The sequence below is a fragment of the Tenacibaculum salmonis genome, assembly GCF_041053065.1.
In the GTDB taxonomy this organism is placed as follows: domain Bacteria; phylum Bacteroidota; class Bacteroidia; order Flavobacteriales; family Flavobacteriaceae; genus Polaribacter; species Polaribacter pacificus_A.
In genome coordinates, this window is sequence record NZ_JBFCVV010000001.1 from 2268174 (window position 1) to 2283347 (window position 15174).

Genomic DNA, 15174 nt, shown 5'->3' on the forward strand with positions numbered 1-15174 from the left:
AGGTTTTTCTCAGAATAACGACTTTTTTTGATTGTTATTTAATCAAAAAACTGTAAAATTATATTTTAAAAGAACAAAAACAGATGAAAATTATAAAAACAGTAAACGGAAAAACTCCGCAAATTCCTTCAGATTGTTATGTAGCAGAAAATGCAACAATTGTTGGCGATGTACAAATGGGAAAAGAGTGTAGTGTTTGGTTTAATGCCGTAATTAGAGGTGATGTACATTATATAAAAATGGGCGATAAAGTAAACATTCAAGATGGAGCAATAATTCATGCAACCTATCAAAAATCGCCAACAACCATAGGAAATAATGTGTCAGTAGGACATAATGCAATTGTACATGGTTGTACTATTCATGACAATGTTTTAATTGGTATGGGAAGTATTATTATGGATGATTGTGTTGTAGAATCAAACTCAATTATTGCCGCAGGTGCTGTAGTTACTAAAAATACTCGTGTAGAAAGTGGAAGTATTTATGCGGGTGTTCCTGCTAAAAAAGTAAAAGATATATCAAAAGAATTAATTTCTGGAGAAATTGATAGAATCGCGAATAATTATGTAGAGTATTCAAGCTGGTTTAAAGAGGATGAATAGTTTTTTATATTTTTTTTGAATAAAAGTAAAAAATAATTCAATTGGTTATTATAAATAAAAAACCCTTTTCTATTTTTAGAAAAGGGACTTTTTAATAAAAAGGGGATTTTTAAGTTTATTATTCTCTGTGTTTTTCTCTTTTTTCTTTTTTATTATTTTTATGATGCTTACGTTTTTTATGCATTCTTCTATCACTCATTTTTTCAAAACGTTCGTATTGTTCTTTATTTAAAATACGTTTCATTTCGGCTTTAAATGCAATTTTAGCATCTAACATTTGTATTTCTTTATTAAAACGTTTGTTTGCTGATAATTTTAAATGTTTTTTATTAGCATCTTTCATAGCTTTTCTTTTTTGATGCATTACTTTACGTTTTGCAATTTTATCAGCTAATAAAGGCTTTATTTGACGTTGTTGAGTAGTGGTTAAATCTAACTTTAAAGTCATTCTTTTAACAGCAAGTGTTGTTTGTTGTTCTATTGTAAATTGTTCTAATTTATGATGTTTTCCTTTTTGAGCCTGTGTTGTTAAAGTAAATCCAAGTGCTAAAACTAATACTGTTATTATTTTTTTCATTTTGATAAAATTTAAATTTTTTATATATCTATGACTAGTATTTTTTTTAATGGTTTAAACTTAAAATAAATATTAACACTTTTTAACATTTTAAGAATTCTTTTTATGATGATGATAAAGGAAAGAAGTTGTTAAAAACAAAAAAACCTGAACAAATAAATGTTCAGGTTTTTGCGGTGGTGCCTCCAGGAATCGAACCAGGGACACAAGGATTTTCAGTCCTTTGCTCTACCAACTGAGCTAAGGCACCGTTGTGCTTATATAAAAGTAACAAATAAATTTAGCAATTTTGCAATTGAAAAAATTATTGTGGTGCCTCCAGGAATCGAACCAGGGACACAAGGATTTTCAGTCCTTTGCTCTACCAACTGAGCTAAGGCACCAGTTTGCTACTTTCGTTTAGCGGGTGCAAATATACAACACTTTTTCACTTTACCAAATTTTTTAAACATATTTTTATTAAAAAAATGTAGTGTAAATTTGGAATCTAAATATTTTTAAAGATGAATTTGATTATTGATATAGGAAATACAAGAGGTAAGTTAGCTGTTTTTGAGCAGGATAAGTTGATAGAAGTTATTGTTTTTGATAAAGAAAAAATAGTGTCAGAAATAAAAAAAAATATTTTAAAATTTTCTGTTTCAGCTAGTATTATGTCTTCTGTGGCAACAATTTCAGAAAAAACACAAAACGAAATAATTGAACTCTTACATCCGGTTTTTTTAAACTCTCAGACAAAAGTACCTTTTAAAAACTGTTACGGAACTCCAAAAACTTTGGGTGTTGATAGAATTGCGCTCGCAGCAGCTGCTGTAAAAATGTATCCGAAGAAAAATGTTTTAGTTATTGATGCGGGAACTTGTATTACTTTTGATTTTATAAACAATAAAAATGAGTATTTAGGAGGTGCAATTTCTCCAGGTATTGCCATGCGATATAAAGCTTTGCATCATTTTACATCTAAATTACCTTTATTAACTTTAGAAACATCTTCTAATTTGATTGGAATCAATACAAATACGTCTATACATTCGGGAGTTATAAATGGCGTATGCAATGAAATAGACGGTGTTATCGATCAATATAAAAAAAAGTATGGCAATTTAACAGTTGTTTTAACAGGAGGAGACACATATTTCTTGGCTAAACAATTAAAAAGTGGCATATTTGCCCATCCAAATTTTGTTTTGGAAGGATTACATACTGTTTTGAAATATAATTTAACGAATGATTAAGAAACTGATAGGCGTAGTACTTGTATTTAGCGCAATAACAATATCTGCACAAAAAAATAGTGCATCACCTTATTCTTACTTTGGAATTGGTGAAACCTTTGAAGCAGTAACTGTAGAACAAGCATCTATGGGAGGAATTGGAGTTGCTTTAAAAGAAAAACATCACTTAAACTTTATAAATCCCGCAGCAAATGCAGATTTAAGAGTCGCTACTTACGCTATTGGTGGTAGTTCAAATTTTTTAACACTTGAAAAAGAAAACATATCTCAATCAGGAAGTTCAACAAGTTTAAGATATGTTTCTTTAGGTTTTCCGTTAGGTAAAAAAGCGGGTTTATCTGTAGGTTTACAGCCATTTACATCTGTAGGATATTCTATGAGAGATTCTCAAAATGAAGATAATGTTACATTGTTTACAGGAGAAGGAGGAGCAAATAAAATATATGCTAGTTTTGGTATGTATGTTATTGAAGGACTTTCAGTAGGATTAGAGGCTGGTTATGTTTTTGGTAATTTAGAAAAAAGTACTTTAAATCAAAGAACTAGCACTGCTTTAGCTACAAAACATCAAGAAGAAGTAGATGTAAGAGGTGGAGAGTTTAAATTAGGTGCACAATATAAAAGAGAATTAAAAGATAAAATAAACTTATATACAGGTGCTTCTTTTACATTGAAAAGCGATTTTTCTGCTAAAGGAAACGAAAAGATGTACTCACTTAGCTTGACTAGTTCAGGGCAAGAAATAGTGAGAGATGAATTATTTAATAGACCTGTAAACGGAGACGTAACTATTCCTTTAAAAAGTGTTTTTGGTTTTGGTTTAGGTAAAGAGAATAAATGGTATGTAGGTGTTAATCAGGAGTTTCAAAGTGCTTTAAGTACTAATAATTCATTGGTTTCTGATGGAAGTAGATATAAATATGATGATTCAAGTAAATTATCAATAGGAGGATATTTTATTCCTAAAATAAATTCAATATCAAACTATTGGGACAGAGTTACCTATAGAGGAGGTTTACGTTTTGAAGACACAGGTTTATTGATACAAACAGGAACTGATTTTACTGTAATAAAAGATTTTGGCATAAATGTTGGTGTAGGTTTACCACTGCCAAGACAATTATCAAATGTAAACATTGGGTTTGAGTACGGGCAAAGAGGAACAACTAACAATAATTTAATCAAAGAAAAATATTTTAACGTTAGGTTGAGTTTATCTTTGAATAGTGTGAAGTGGTTCAATAAAAGAAAAATAGATTAATCAAATAAAAACGAATAATAGGATGAAAAAAATTACGTATTTGCTAACAGGATTATTTTTGTTTGTAGCCGTAAATGGTGTTAAGGCACAAGCGAGTCAAGATTGTAATATGAAATACAATCTTTTTAAAGGAGACACTAAGACAAAGAAGTATGATGCTGCCAAAACGAATTTAGAGTACCTATTAACAAATTGTCCTAAACTATCTGTTAATATTTATAAATACGGAGAAAAAATTGCAATAAAAACAAAAGATCCTGTATTAGCTAAAAGAATTTATGAAGCTAGATTAGTTAATTTCCCTGTAAAAGGAGCTGCAAAAGCACACAGTGATTATGCTACTTACTTAGTGAAAAATAAATTAGCTACAGATGAAGAAGTTTTTGTATACTTAAAAAAAGCATACGATATTTCTCCTAAAGATATGAGTGTAAAAAATATCTTTAGATATTTTGAAACAATCGCAGAAACAAATAAAGATACAAATCCTCAAAAAGTTTTTGATACTTATGATGACGTAATGGAATCTGTAGAAGAAAAATTAGAAGATTATAATAAAAAGATAGCTAAATTACAAGCTAAAGACTCTTTAGGAACTATTGGAGCTAGAGAAAAAAGAAATTTAAAAGCTTTTACAATTAACTCTACTTCTTTAGGTCAAGTAGAAGGAGGTTTAGATGCAATGATTTCTAAAATAGCAACATGTGATAGGTTGATTCCTATTTATACTAGAGATTTTGAAGGAAATAAAACTGATGGAGTTTGGTTAAAAAGAGCTGTTTCAAGAATGTATAACAAAGGATGTCAAACAGATCCGTTATTTGAAAAGTTAGCAAATGCATATGCTGAAACTACGCAATCTGCTGATGCTTATAATTTCTTAGCAGGAGTTTTAGCTAAAAATGGAGATAGAAAAGGAGCTGCTGAAATGAAAAACAAAGCTTTTGAGTTAGAAACAGATCCATTTAAAAAAGCAAAGTATAAACTAAGAGAAGCGCAAAGTACAGGAGGTAGTAGAGCTAGAGCTTTAGCTTATGAAGCTTTAAAGTACAATCCTAATATGGGGAAAGCTTATTTATTAATAGCTAGCTTATATCAAAAAAGCGCAAACTCTTGTGGTAGTGATGAATTTGAAAAAAGAATGGTATACGTAGCAGCTTTAAACAAAGCACAAAAAGCGGAAAAAGTAGATCCAGGATGTGGTGCTGGTAGATATATTTCTAGTTATAGAAAAAATATGCCATCAAAAAAATTAATTTTCCAAAAAGGTGTTGCTTCAGGAGCAACTCATAAAATTGGATGTTGGATTGGTGAAACTGTTCGTATTCCATAATAAATGAAATCATACGTAACAAATATATATAATAGCATTGCTACCGTCTTTTTGGTAGCAATGCTTTTTTCTTGTGTGAACTCTAAAAAAGAGGTTCGAGATTTTTTAGCAGATAAGAATATGCCAGTAGGAACTGCCAAAAATATTTATCACATTAAAAAAGATTCAGGAAAAATAACGTCGAAAACAAAAGCACCTATTTTTCACGATTTTTCTAATCGTAAACAACATCCGTATACTGAGTTTCCTAAAGGAATTGAAATTATTTCTATTGATAAATCAGAAAAAGATTCAACAAGTATTACAGGAAATTATGCGATAACATATAATAAAACTGCAATTTCTGAAATTAAAGGAAATGTAGTTATTTTAAATTATAACGAAAATACCAAGTTAGAAACGAATCAATTATTTTGGGATCAAAAAGAACATTATTTCTTTACAGAAGATGGTTTTAGATTGACAACATTACAAGACACTATTAATGGTTTTGGATTTGAATCAAAAGAAAATTTAACAAAATGGATTGCTAAAGATATTACAGGTAATCTGCAAGCAAATCAAAAATAAATAAAATAGATGAACACTTTTTGGAAATATTTACAATACGGTTACTTAGTTATTGGAGTGATTTTTTTTGTTGAAGGAATTTTAAAATTTAATTCTGATAGACAAGAAGCATTTATTATGTTTGGTTTTGGTATCTTTATTACTTTAATTTTCTTTTTTAAACGTCATTTTAGAAAAAAAATAGCAAAGAGAAATCAACAAAAATAATGGAATTTGAAATCATTGTAATTTTTGCATCTATATTATTTTCAGCCTTTTTTTCAGGAATGGAAATAGCTTTTATTTCTGCCAATAAATTACATATTGAGTTAGAAAAAAAAAGAGCAGGTTTTTTACCTAAAATATTAGCTGTACTTACCGAAAAATCTTCAAAGTTTATAACCACAATGTTGGTTGGTAATAATGTTGCGTTGGTAATTTATAGTTATTTTATGGGGAGATTATTAATGAATTGGTTTCAAATGGCGTTACCAAGTAATATTACTTTTATAAATTATTTGTTAGATGATTTAAGTTTATTAACTCAAACAATAATTTCTACAATCGTTATTTTAGTAACAGCAGAATTTTTACCTAAAACAATGTTTCGAATTTATGCGAACGAAATGCTTAAATTTTTTGTGTTTCCTGCATATATTTTTTATTTATTATTTTACGGAATTACTTGGGTTATAACTCAAATTTCAGATTTTTTTCTTTTTCTTATCTTCAGAATAAAAGAAGATGAACTTAAAACCGAGTTTAGTAAAGAAGAGTTAAGAAATTATATTTTAGAAGAATTAGATAGAGGAAACGATGATGATACTGTTGATTCTGAAATTCAGATTTTTCAAAATGCATTAGAATTTCATAAGGTAAAAGCTCGTGAAATTATGGTGCCTCGAACCGAAATTATGGCTATTGATATGCATGAATCGGTAGAAACGCTTAAAAATATATTTATAACAACTGGTTTATCTAAAATTTTGGTTTATAAAAATTCATTAGATGATATTTTAGGATACGTAAATGCTTTTGAATTATTTAAAAACCCGATATCAATTAAATCAATATTGTTACCTGTTGAGTTTGTGCCAGAATCAATGATTATCAACGATGTTTTAAATAGTTTGATGAAAAAAAGAAAAAGTATTGCTGTTGTTGTTGATGAATATGGTGGTACTTCAGGTATTATTACTGTTGAAGATGTAGTTGAAGAGTTATTTGGCGAAATTGAAGATGAACACGATAATCAAGAGTTTTTAGAAGAAAAGATTAATAATCATGAATTTAATTTTTCGGCACGTTTAGAGGTCGATTATTTAAATGAAGAGTACGATTTAAATATTCCAAAAGAAGAAGCATACGAAACTTTAGGTGGTTTTATTATAAATCATACCGAAACAATACCTGAGCAAGGCGATGTTTTACAGCTAGATAAATTGTATATAAAAATATTAAAAGTAAGTGCCACAAAAATTGACGATCTGTATTTAAAAGTAATAGATAAAGACGATTTTAAAAAACACGAATAGTTATAAAGTATAGTTCCTTGAAAAACAGCTTTAAAAAACATTGTTTTATTTAAAGTGAAATTGTATTTTCGCTCACTGTTAATAAAATAAATAACGTATGGCAATCTTATCGAAAATTAGAGAACGTTCAATGTTCTTAATTCTTGTAATTGGTTTAGCACTTTTTGCTTTTGTATTAGACCCTTCTACAATATCAGACTTTTTTAATGCAAGTAAAGTAAATGAAATTGGCGAAGTAAACGGAGAAACTATCTCTCGTCAAGAATTTGCAGAAGCTTTAGATGCATATAAAACACAAACTGGTAACCGTGTTTCTGAAATGCAAGCAGCAAAAACTGTTTGGGGTAACATTATTAGACAACGAATTTATAAAACTCAGTTAGAGGAAGCAGGAATTACTGTAGGTGATGCTGATATTATGAATAAGTTATATGAAACTGAATTCATACAAAATGATCCAAAGTTTCAAACATCTAATATTTTAGATAAAAATAAACTGAAAAGTTATTTAGCTACAATTAAAGAAGAGAATGGTGCTGATTGGAGAAATTGGCAAAACTACATGTCTTCACTAAAAAATAATCTTGAAAAAACAGCATACGACAATCTTGTTGCTGCTGGTTTAGGAGCTTCATTAAAAGAAGGAGAAGCACAGTATTTAATTGAAAATACTAAAATTTCTGGTAAATATGTATATGTTCCTTATACTTCAATTGCTGATGATTTAGTAGATTTAAAACAAAGCGATATTAAAAGTTATATTACGAAGCATTCACAAGAATTTCAAGTGCCTGCCTCAAGAGATATTAACTTTGTAAAGTTTGACATTAAAGCTACAACTGAAGATGAAGCATCTATTAAAGCACAAGTTGCTAAATTAATTGAAGATTCAGTTACTAAAGCAAATGTTTCTGTAAAAGGATTAAAAAATACTACTGATTATACTACGTTTTTATCAGAAAATGATTCTGATGTAACATTAGATACTAACTATAAATTTAAATCTCAAGTACCACAAGGAATTGCTGAAGCTATTTTTACAGGTAAACAAGGCGATGTTTTTGGTCCTTATAAAGATGCAAATCAATTTAAATTATCAAAAATAACAGCAGTTGTTCAATTACCAGATTCTGCTAAGGCAAGTCATATTTTAATTCCTTTTGTTGGAGCTTCTAGTGCAGATGCTACAGTTACTCAAACAGAAGTAGAAGCAAAACAAACTGCTGATAGTTTATTAGCAATAGTAAAAGAAAGTAAAGCAAAATTTGCTGATTTAGCAAAACAATTTTCTTCGGATAAAGGTTCTGCTGAAAAAGGTGGTTTTTATGATTGGTTTGGTTACAATAGAATGGTGCCATCTTTTAGAGATTTCGTTTTTGAAGGTAAAAAAGATGCTGTAGGAGTTGTAAAATCTCAATTTGGTTTTCATGTAATTAAAATTGATGGTCAGAAGAATTTTCAATCAGTTGTTAAATTAGCTACATTTGGACGTAAAATAGTTGCTTCTGAAGCAACAGAAAATGTTGTTTTTCAAAATGCTGAAGCTTTTGCTTTAGAATTAGCAAATGGTAAAAGTTTTGAAGAAGTTGTAAAAGATAAAAAATTAACTTCTCAGCCAGCAATTGGTTTAAAGCCTTTAGATGAAACAGTTGCAGGTATTGGTAACGAAAGAGAAATTATTACTTGGTCTTTTGATAAAGATGTTAAAGAAGGTAGTTCTAAACGTTTTGATATTGAAGGAGGATATGTAGTAGCTACTTTAACTAATAAAACTAAAAAAGGTTTAATGTCTGCTGAAAAAGCAACTTCAAAAGTACGTCCTATTTTAACAAATCAAAGAAAAGCAGAATTAATTGAAGCAAAAATTAATGGAGCTACTTTAGATGAGATAGCTAAATCGGTTTCTGTAACAGTTAAAAATGCTACGGATGTAAACTTACAGTCTCCAACAATTTCTGGTGTAGGGTATGAGCCTAAAATAGTAGGAGCAATGCTTAACGCTAAAGAAAATACAGTTGTTAAAAATGTTTCAGGTGATAAAGGAGTTTTTGCTTTTGAAGTAGTTTCTAAAAAATTACCAACAGCTTTACCAAACTATGATTCTTTTAGAAATCGTTTAGTTAACGAAAGAAAAAATAAAACTTTTCAAATGTATGAAGCTATTAAAAAAGCGTCTGACATTCAAGATAACATGACTTCTTTCTACGGAATTTAGTAGTTATATAAATTAATTTTATAAAAAAGCCGAACTTATTTAGTTCGGTTTTTTTTTAGAACCTATTTAAATTTTGACTAAAGTATTTTTTTATATCTAAACGTCATGCTGAATTTATTTAAGCATCGCATAAAGAGAAGAACTACGGCAAATCAGCATATGAAACTGAAATAAATTTAGTTTGAGAGATTCTGTTTTTTAGATATAAAGTATTTTTAATTAAGTTATTAGTAGTATTAAAAACTATTTAACGCTTTTTGTAATTTAGTTAATATGCCTAGCCCCGATTGAAGCAATTGTTTGAGCTCTTTTTTATTTTTCTTTTGAAAAAATAAAAAAAGCGAGTGCGGAAAGCGGGAAATAGCTTCAAAAAAAAAGACAATCTCTAACGAGATTGCCTTTTAAAAAAATGTATTTTAAAATATTCTAAGCATTTAAAGGCTTACCATCCCAAGCTCCTTTTGCAGCTTCTTTAACAGCTTCTGAATATGTCGGGTGACCATGACAAATTCTTGCTAAATCTTCAGCAGATGCTCTAAATTCCATTGCAACGGCAGCTTCCATAATTAAATCGGCAACACGTGCACCAACCATATGAACTCCTAAAATTTCATCAGTATTTTTATCAGCTAAAACTTTTACAAAACCGTCTAAATCTCCACTAGCTCTAGAACGACCTAAAGCACGCATAGAAAATTTACCAACTTTATAAGCAACATCAGCATCTTTTAATTCTTGTTCTGTTTTACCAACAGCCGCAACTTCTGGCCAAGTATAAACAATACCAGGAATTAAATTATAATCAATATGAGGTTTTTGTCCTGCTAAGTATTCAGCAACAACAACACCCTCTTCTTCCGCTTTATGCGCTAACATTGCTCCACGAACAACATCACCAATAGCATAAATATTAGAAACACTTGTTTGTAAATGGTCATTTACATCAACCATTCCTCTTTCAGTAACTTTTACACCAGCTTTTTCTAACCCTAAACCTTCAGTATAAGCTTTACGACCAACAGCAACTAAACAGTAATCACCAGTAAAAGTAACTTCTTCACCTTTTTTGTTAGTAGCTTTTAGGATAACTTCATCACCGTTTCTTTCAACAGAAGTAACACCATGATTGGCGTTAATCTTCATACCTTGTTTCTTTAAAACTTTAGTAAGTTCTTTAGAAACATCAGCATCCATAGTAGGTGTAATTTTTGGGGCATATTCAATTACTGTTACATCAGCACCTAAACGCTTGTAAACAGAACCTAATTCTAATCCAATAACTCCACCACCAATAACTAATAAGTGCTTAGGAACTTCTTTTAATTTCAAAGCTTCAGTAGAAGTAATAACACGCTCTTTATCTAATTTGATAAAAGGTAATGTACTAGGTTTAGAACCTGTAGCAATAATAATGTTAGTTCCTTCAATTACTTCAGAAGTTCCATCATTTTTAGTAACTTTTACATGTGTAGCATCTTCAAAAGAACCTAAACCTTCATGAACAGTAATTAAGTTTTTGTCCATTAAATATTTAATTCCTCCAGTTGTAGTTTCTACAATTTTAGCTTTACGATCTACCATTTTTCCGAAATCGAAAGATGGCTTTTCTACTGTAATTCCATGCTCATCAAAATGATTCACAGCATCATAATAATGATGAGAAGAATCTAATAAAGCTTTAGAAGGAATACATCCTACATTTAAACAAGTACCTCCTAAAGTTGAGTATTTTTCGATAATAGCTACTTTTGATCCTAATTGAGCGGCTCTAATGGCAGAAATATATCCACCAGGACCAGAACCGATAACGATTAAATCGTATTTCATAAGTTGTATTTTTATTATTTATGTATATCTGATAAAACTTACTATTTTATCAGTTTATATTTAGTTTTTTGTAATAATAGATGCAAAATTACATATAAAAGTTGATTTGTTGAAGTATGTATTCGATTACTTTTTATCAAAAAATAACATTAAATACGCTAACTTTGAGCTTTATGAAGCAATTATTAATTATCGGTTATGTTTGGGTAGAACCAAATTCTTCGGCTGCAGGAAGCAGAATGTTACAATTAATAGAATTATTTAAAAAAAATAATTATAAAATAACCTTTGCATCGCCAGCACAAAAAGGCGAAAAGGCATTTAATTTATCAGAAATTGAGGTAAATGAAACTTATATTCAATTAAATTCGGCTTCTTTTGATGATTTTATTAAAAACTTAAATCCTGCTATTGTATTGTTCGATCGTTTTATGATGGAAGAACAATTTGGTTGGCGTGTTGCCGAAAATTGCCCTGATGCACTTCGAATTTTAGATACTGAAGATTTACATTTTTTACGTAAAACTCGTCATCAACAATTAAAAAAAGGTCAAAATTTCTCTACGGATGTTTTATTAAAATCTGTCGATGCAAAACGAGAAATTGCTTCAATTTTAAGATGTGATTTGAGTTTGATTATTTCTACGTATGAAATGAAATTGCTTAAAGATGTTTTTAAAATCGATGAAAATTTACTGTATCATTTGCCTTTTCTATTAGATAAAATCGATGATAAAATCATCAATAATTGGAAACCTTTTGATGAGCGATCACATTTTATATTTATCGGAAATTTTTTTCACGCTCCAAATGTTGATGCAGTTTTACAATTAAAAAATGAAGTTTGGCAATTGATTCGGAAACAAATTCCAAAAGCTGAAATACATATTTATGGAGCTTATGCAACTCAGCAAATAAATCAATTACATAATAAAAAAGATGGATTTTTAGTAAAAGGTTTTGCTACGGATGCTATAGAAGTTGTAAAAAATGCAAAAATTGTTTTAGCTCCGATACGTTTTGGAGCAGGAATAAAAGGGAAATTAACCGAAGCAATGATTTGCGGAACGCCAAGTGTTACTACAAATATTGGCGCAGAAGGAATGCACGATAGTTTTCAGTGGAATGGTTTTATTGAAGGTGATTTTGAAGAATTTGCCAATAAAGCTGTTACACTTTATTCAGATGAAAACCTTTGGAAAGCATCACAAAAAAACGGTATAGAAATCATCAATACTATTTATGATAAAGAAAAAATTGAAGTTCTTTTTATAAATCAGCTAAAAAAAATCCAAGAAAACTTAGACGAACATCGAACAAAAAATTTCCTTGGAAGTTTATTACAGCATCAAACATTACAAGCTACAAAATATATGAGCAAGTGGATTGAAGCTAAGAATAAAGTTTAGTTTTAAAAATGATATAGTAAACCAGCTAAAATATTTCCTTCTAGTTGTTCCGATTTGGTAAATTGATAAAAATATTTGGTATTAAGATAACTGATAATTTGATTACTTTTAAGATTCAAAATATTATTTCCTTTACAAAATAGTTCAATTTTTTTATTGAGTTTATAAGATAAAGAAAAGTTTAAAGAATTAATATGTTGTTTTTCAGAATTAGAAATAGTGTTTGTGTATGAGTTTCCAATATTCCAACGAATTTCATGATAATTTCCATATATTTCAGGAGAAATATTTATTTTATGAATAGCATAATTTAATTCATAGAAATTATTTTTATCGATTATAGTAGTATATTGTAGTTTACATTTAGCTTGTACACTACTTTTTTTTAAAATTGAATTTAAGTTTAATCTTAATTGGTAAGAAGTGTTATTTTTTATGTTTTTATCACCATTAAAATATGAAATAGTATTGATATGTTTATAAAGACTGGATAAATTATATTTAAGTTTTAAATATTTTATAGTTTTATGATACGAAAAATCAAGACCAAAACCTTTTTCGGGAACTCTAATATAACTTTGTTCAATATAATTATCTTTAAACAATGTGTTGAAACTAATATTATTTTTAGAAATAGAATAAGTACCTTTTATAGTAAACATACTATTTGTTAGTGGGTTATAATTGTTATAGTTTAAATTAAAATTTTGTTTACTAATTGGCGTAAAAACAGCTGTATTTGAATTTATCTTTGTTTGAAAATCAAGTATAGTTTGATTTGTATTGGTTTGAAAAATAGGAATATTTTGTTTGTTTTGAAAAAAACTAAAATTTATAGATTTCTGATTATTATGCTTGTATTTTAATAATATGTAGGGAAGTAGCCAATATTGTTTTTTATTTTTTGAGTTTACAGTTATATCATTAATAAGATAATTTAGCCTAAGTTTTGTGTAAAAGTGTCTATTAATTCGATGATTAATGGTGTTTTTTAGTCTAAACTGCTTCTTTGTATTTTTTAAATTGAAACTCAAATTATTTTGTGTAGATGTATTTAATATATTCTTATTACTATGGATATAAGATATTTTTGATTCTAAATTTGTTTTTCTATTGAATTTATAATAATTCAAAAAATCAAAATTTAAACTATTTAATTTATCATTTTCTACATTTTTTAGTGAATATTTATTCGTAAAATTCAAACCTAAAAAAGGTTTATTTGCAATTATAAATAGGTTGTTTTCGATGTTTTTTATATCGTGATAAACAGCTATTTCGGTATAATATTTAGAGTTAAATTGTTTTTTATAAGATAAATTCTGCCCAATAGAAAATCCTTTATTTTTATTTCTTGATTTTATATTAAATAATTGATTAATAGTGCTAATTGATTTGTCATCAATTATATTAAATTTTAAGTTGTAAGAAACTACTTCCTTTTTATTCTTTTTGTATGAAAAATTAAAAAATGAATTACCTAAATAACTGTTAGATGTGTTTTTTTTATCTTCGTTAATGGCAATAACATCTTCGGAAATATATTTTTTTGTACCGCTCTGAAATTCTTCTATTTTTGTTTTATCGACAGTTATATAGCCATTAATTTTTGATTTTTCTGATAACGTATTTGTGAAATTTATCGAATTAAAAAGTGTTTTTCTTTCATCTACATTTTTATTTACAAATACAAAACGGGGTGTTTTAGAATGGTCTATTTCGACTACGCCTGAGCCATCTGATAAATTATTTTTAGTGAAATTTTTTATACCGCCTCTCATTTCAATATAATCAATCATATTTATAGCGGTTTCACCAATATTATTAGCTTCCGAAATAAGGGCAAAATTACCTTTATTTAAAAATTTAAAAAGATTTAAATGTGCTTGATGTTTTTCAAGTACCCCTAATTTACCTGCTATATTACCAACAATTTTATTTTTGTATTTTTTATTAAGTGTAATATTTAATACAATTTTACCTGTTTTTTTTGTAGAAATATCATCAAAATCTTTATGATTCTTTAATAACTGTATCCCTTTAATTGCTTCTGCACTTAAATTTTCAGTAGCCATTTCGTGCTTTTTACCAAAAAAATCTTGCCCATCAATACTTACTTTTTCTATTCTATTTCCTTGGAATTTTATTTTTTTTTGGTCATCGATAGATAAACCTGGAAGCTTTTCGATAATATCTTTTAGGTTGATTTCTGTACTATCAATAATTTTAGAAAGGTTATAAGTAATACTATCTTTTGATATTTTAAAATCACTTAAATATCCTTTAACTACAACTTCTTCTAATTCATTAGTATTTTCTTGAAGTGTTATATTAAGTTTATTAAAGTTTGTAAGTTGTATGTTTTTTGGTTGATAACCTAGAAGCCTAACTTTTAAATAATATTGTTTTTTAATCGATGGTATTTCTAAAGAAAAAACACCTTTTTGATTCGTAGTTGTATAGTTTTGAGTTAAATCGGTTTGTTTATCTACTAATTGAACAGAAGCAAAACCAATAGCGTTGTTGATTTTATTTACAACAACGCCGTTAATTTTTGTTTGACTGTAAAGTTGAATAGCGTTAAACGCTATAAAAAAGTACACTAATCTCATAAATTATTATTGAGTT

The 15174-nt window shown here is 28.2% G+C and carries 12 protein-coding genes and 2 tRNA genes; 9 read left to right on the forward strand and 5 right to left on the reverse strand.

Going from position 1 to position 15174, the window contains the following annotated elements; all coding sequences use genetic code 11:
- Window positions 1–83 precede the first annotated feature (83 nt).
- The gene (locus AB0T67_RS09995) at window positions 84–605 is read left to right on the forward strand and encodes a gamma carbonic anhydrase family protein (RefSeq protein WP_369220180.1); all 522 of its coding nucleotides are present in this window, start codon (window positions 84–86) and stop codon (window positions 603–605) included.
- 118 nt (window positions 606–723) lie between these two features.
- On the opposite strand, the gene AB0T67_RS10000 is transcribed toward AB0T67_RS09995, so the two are convergent.
- The 3 genes from AB0T67_RS10000 to AB0T67_RS10010 all read right to left on the reverse strand — a co-directional run bounded on the left by AB0T67_RS10000 (window position 724) and on the right by AB0T67_RS10010 (window position 1565).
- Window positions 724–1182: a hypothetical protein gene (locus AB0T67_RS10000; protein ID WP_369220181.1), complete on the reverse strand. Its 459-nt coding sequence runs from the start codon at window positions 1180–1182 to the stop codon at window positions 724–726.
- Between the two features lie 177 nt (window positions 1183–1359).
- Window positions 1360–1432: transfer RNA gene (locus AB0T67_RS10005), tRNA-Phe, on the reverse strand.
- A gap of 60 nt (window positions 1433–1492) precedes the next feature.
- Window positions 1493–1565: transfer RNA gene (locus tag AB0T67_RS10010), tRNA-Phe, on the reverse strand.
- Window positions 1566–1685: 120 nt separating this feature from the next.
- Here AB0T67_RS10010 and AB0T67_RS10015 point away from each other — a divergent pair.
- From AB0T67_RS10015 to AB0T67_RS10045, 7 genes are all read left to right on the forward strand, one after another.
- Entirely contained in the window at window positions 1686–2417 is a 732-nt protein-coding gene (locus tag AB0T67_RS10015) for a type III pantothenate kinase (RefSeq protein ID WP_369220182.1), read from the forward strand.
- A complete protein-coding gene (locus AB0T67_RS10020) occupies window positions 2410–3678 on the forward strand; it encodes a PorV/PorQ family protein (protein WP_369220183.1) in 1269 nt (422 codons plus the stop codon). Before AB0T67_RS10015 ends, AB0T67_RS10020 begins: the two co-directional genes overlap by 8 nt.
- Before the next feature lie 22 nt (window positions 3679–3700).
- Complete coding sequence (locus AB0T67_RS10025) at window positions 3701–5011, forward strand: hypothetical protein (protein WP_369220184.1); 1311 nt, start codon at window positions 3701–3703, stop codon at window positions 5009–5011.
- Window positions 5012–5014: 3 nt separating this feature from the next.
- Window positions 5015–5581 (forward strand): LPS export ABC transporter periplasmic protein LptC, encoded by a 567-nt coding sequence (gene lptC, locus AB0T67_RS10030; protein ID WP_369220185.1) that lies wholly within the window; start codon window positions 5015–5017, stop codon window positions 5579–5581.
- Between the two features lie 9 nt (window positions 5582–5590).
- Window positions 5591–5788 carry a hypothetical protein gene (locus AB0T67_RS10035; protein WP_271230644.1) on the forward strand — a complete coding sequence of 66 codons (198 nt, stop codon included), beginning with the start codon at window positions 5591–5593 and terminating at the stop codon, window positions 5786–5788.
- Window positions 5788–7095 carry a hemolysin family protein gene (locus AB0T67_RS10040; protein ID WP_369220186.1) on the forward strand — a complete coding sequence of 436 codons (1308 nt, stop codon included), beginning with the start codon at window positions 5788–5790 and terminating at the stop codon, window positions 7093–7095. Before AB0T67_RS10035 ends, AB0T67_RS10040 begins: the two co-directional genes overlap by 1 nt.
- A gap of 97 nt (window positions 7096–7192) precedes the next feature.
- Complete coding sequence (locus AB0T67_RS10045; RefSeq protein WP_369220187.1) at window positions 7193–9310, forward strand: peptidylprolyl isomerase; 2118 nt, start codon at window positions 7193–7195, stop codon at window positions 9308–9310.
- 426 nt (window positions 9311–9736) lie between these two features.
- Here AB0T67_RS10045 and lpdA read toward each other — a convergent pair whose 3' ends face one another.
- The gene (lpdA, locus tag AB0T67_RS10050; protein ID WP_369220188.1) at window positions 9737–11137 is read right to left on the reverse strand and encodes a dihydrolipoyl dehydrogenase; all 1401 of its coding nucleotides are present in this window, start codon (window positions 11135–11137) and stop codon (window positions 9737–9739) included.
- Between the two features lie 173 nt (window positions 11138–11310).
- On the opposite strand from lpdA, the gene AB0T67_RS10055 reads away from it, so the two are divergent.
- The gene (locus AB0T67_RS10055) at window positions 11311–12546 is read left to right on the forward strand and encodes a glycosyltransferase (RefSeq protein ID WP_369220189.1); all 1236 of its coding nucleotides are present in this window, start codon (window positions 11311–11313) and stop codon (window positions 12544–12546) included.
- Between the two features lie 2 nt (window positions 12547–12548).
- On the opposite strand, the gene AB0T67_RS10060 is transcribed toward AB0T67_RS10055, so the two are convergent.
- Window positions 12549–15158: a carboxypeptidase-like regulatory domain-containing protein gene (locus AB0T67_RS10060; RefSeq protein WP_369220190.1), complete on the reverse strand. Its 2610-nt coding sequence runs from the start codon at window positions 15156–15158 to the stop codon at window positions 12549–12551.
- Window positions 15159–15174 lie beyond the last annotated feature (16 nt).

Coding starts and splice junctions, on each gene's coding strand:
- AB0T67_RS10035 (WP_271230644.1), top strand. CDS start 5,591: ATGAACACTTTTTGGAAATATTTACAATACGGTTACTTAGTTATTGGA.
- AB0T67_RS10015 (WP_369220182.1), top strand. CDS start 1,686: ATGAATTTGATTATTGATATAGGAAATACAAGAGGTAAGTTAGCTGTT.
- AB0T67_RS10025 (WP_369220184.1), top strand. CDS start 3,701: ATGAAAAAAATTACGTATTTGCTAACAGGATTATTTTTGTTTGTAGCC.
- AB0T67_RS10060 (WP_369220190.1), bottom strand. CDS start 15,158: ATGAGATTAGTGTACTTTTTTATAGCGTTTAACGCTATTCAACTTTAC.
- AB0T67_RS10020 (WP_369220183.1), top strand. CDS start 2,410: ATGATTAAGAAACTGATAGGCGTAGTACTTGTATTTAGCGCAATAACA.
- AB0T67_RS10040 (WP_369220186.1), top strand. CDS start 5,788: ATGGAATTTGAAATCATTGTAATTTTTGCATCTATATTATTTTCAGCC.
- AB0T67_RS10000 (WP_369220181.1), bottom strand. CDS start 1,182: ATGAAAAAAATAATAACAGTATTAGTTTTAGCACTTGGATTTACTTTA.
- AB0T67_RS09995 (WP_369220180.1), top strand. CDS start 84: ATGAAAATTATAAAAACAGTAAACGGAAAAACTCCGCAAATTCCTTCA.
- lptC (WP_369220185.1), top strand. CDS start 5,015: ATGAAATCATACGTAACAAATATATATAATAGCATTGCTACCGTCTTT.
- lpdA (WP_369220188.1), bottom strand. CDS start 11,137: ATGAAATACGATTTAATCGTTATCGGTTCTGGTCCTGGTGGATATATT.
- AB0T67_RS10045 (WP_369220187.1), top strand. CDS start 7,193: ATGGCAATCTTATCGAAAATTAGAGAACGTTCAATGTTCTTAATTCTT.
- AB0T67_RS10055 (WP_369220189.1), top strand. CDS start 11,311: ATGAAGCAATTATTAATTATCGGTTATGTTTGGGTAGAACCAAATTCT.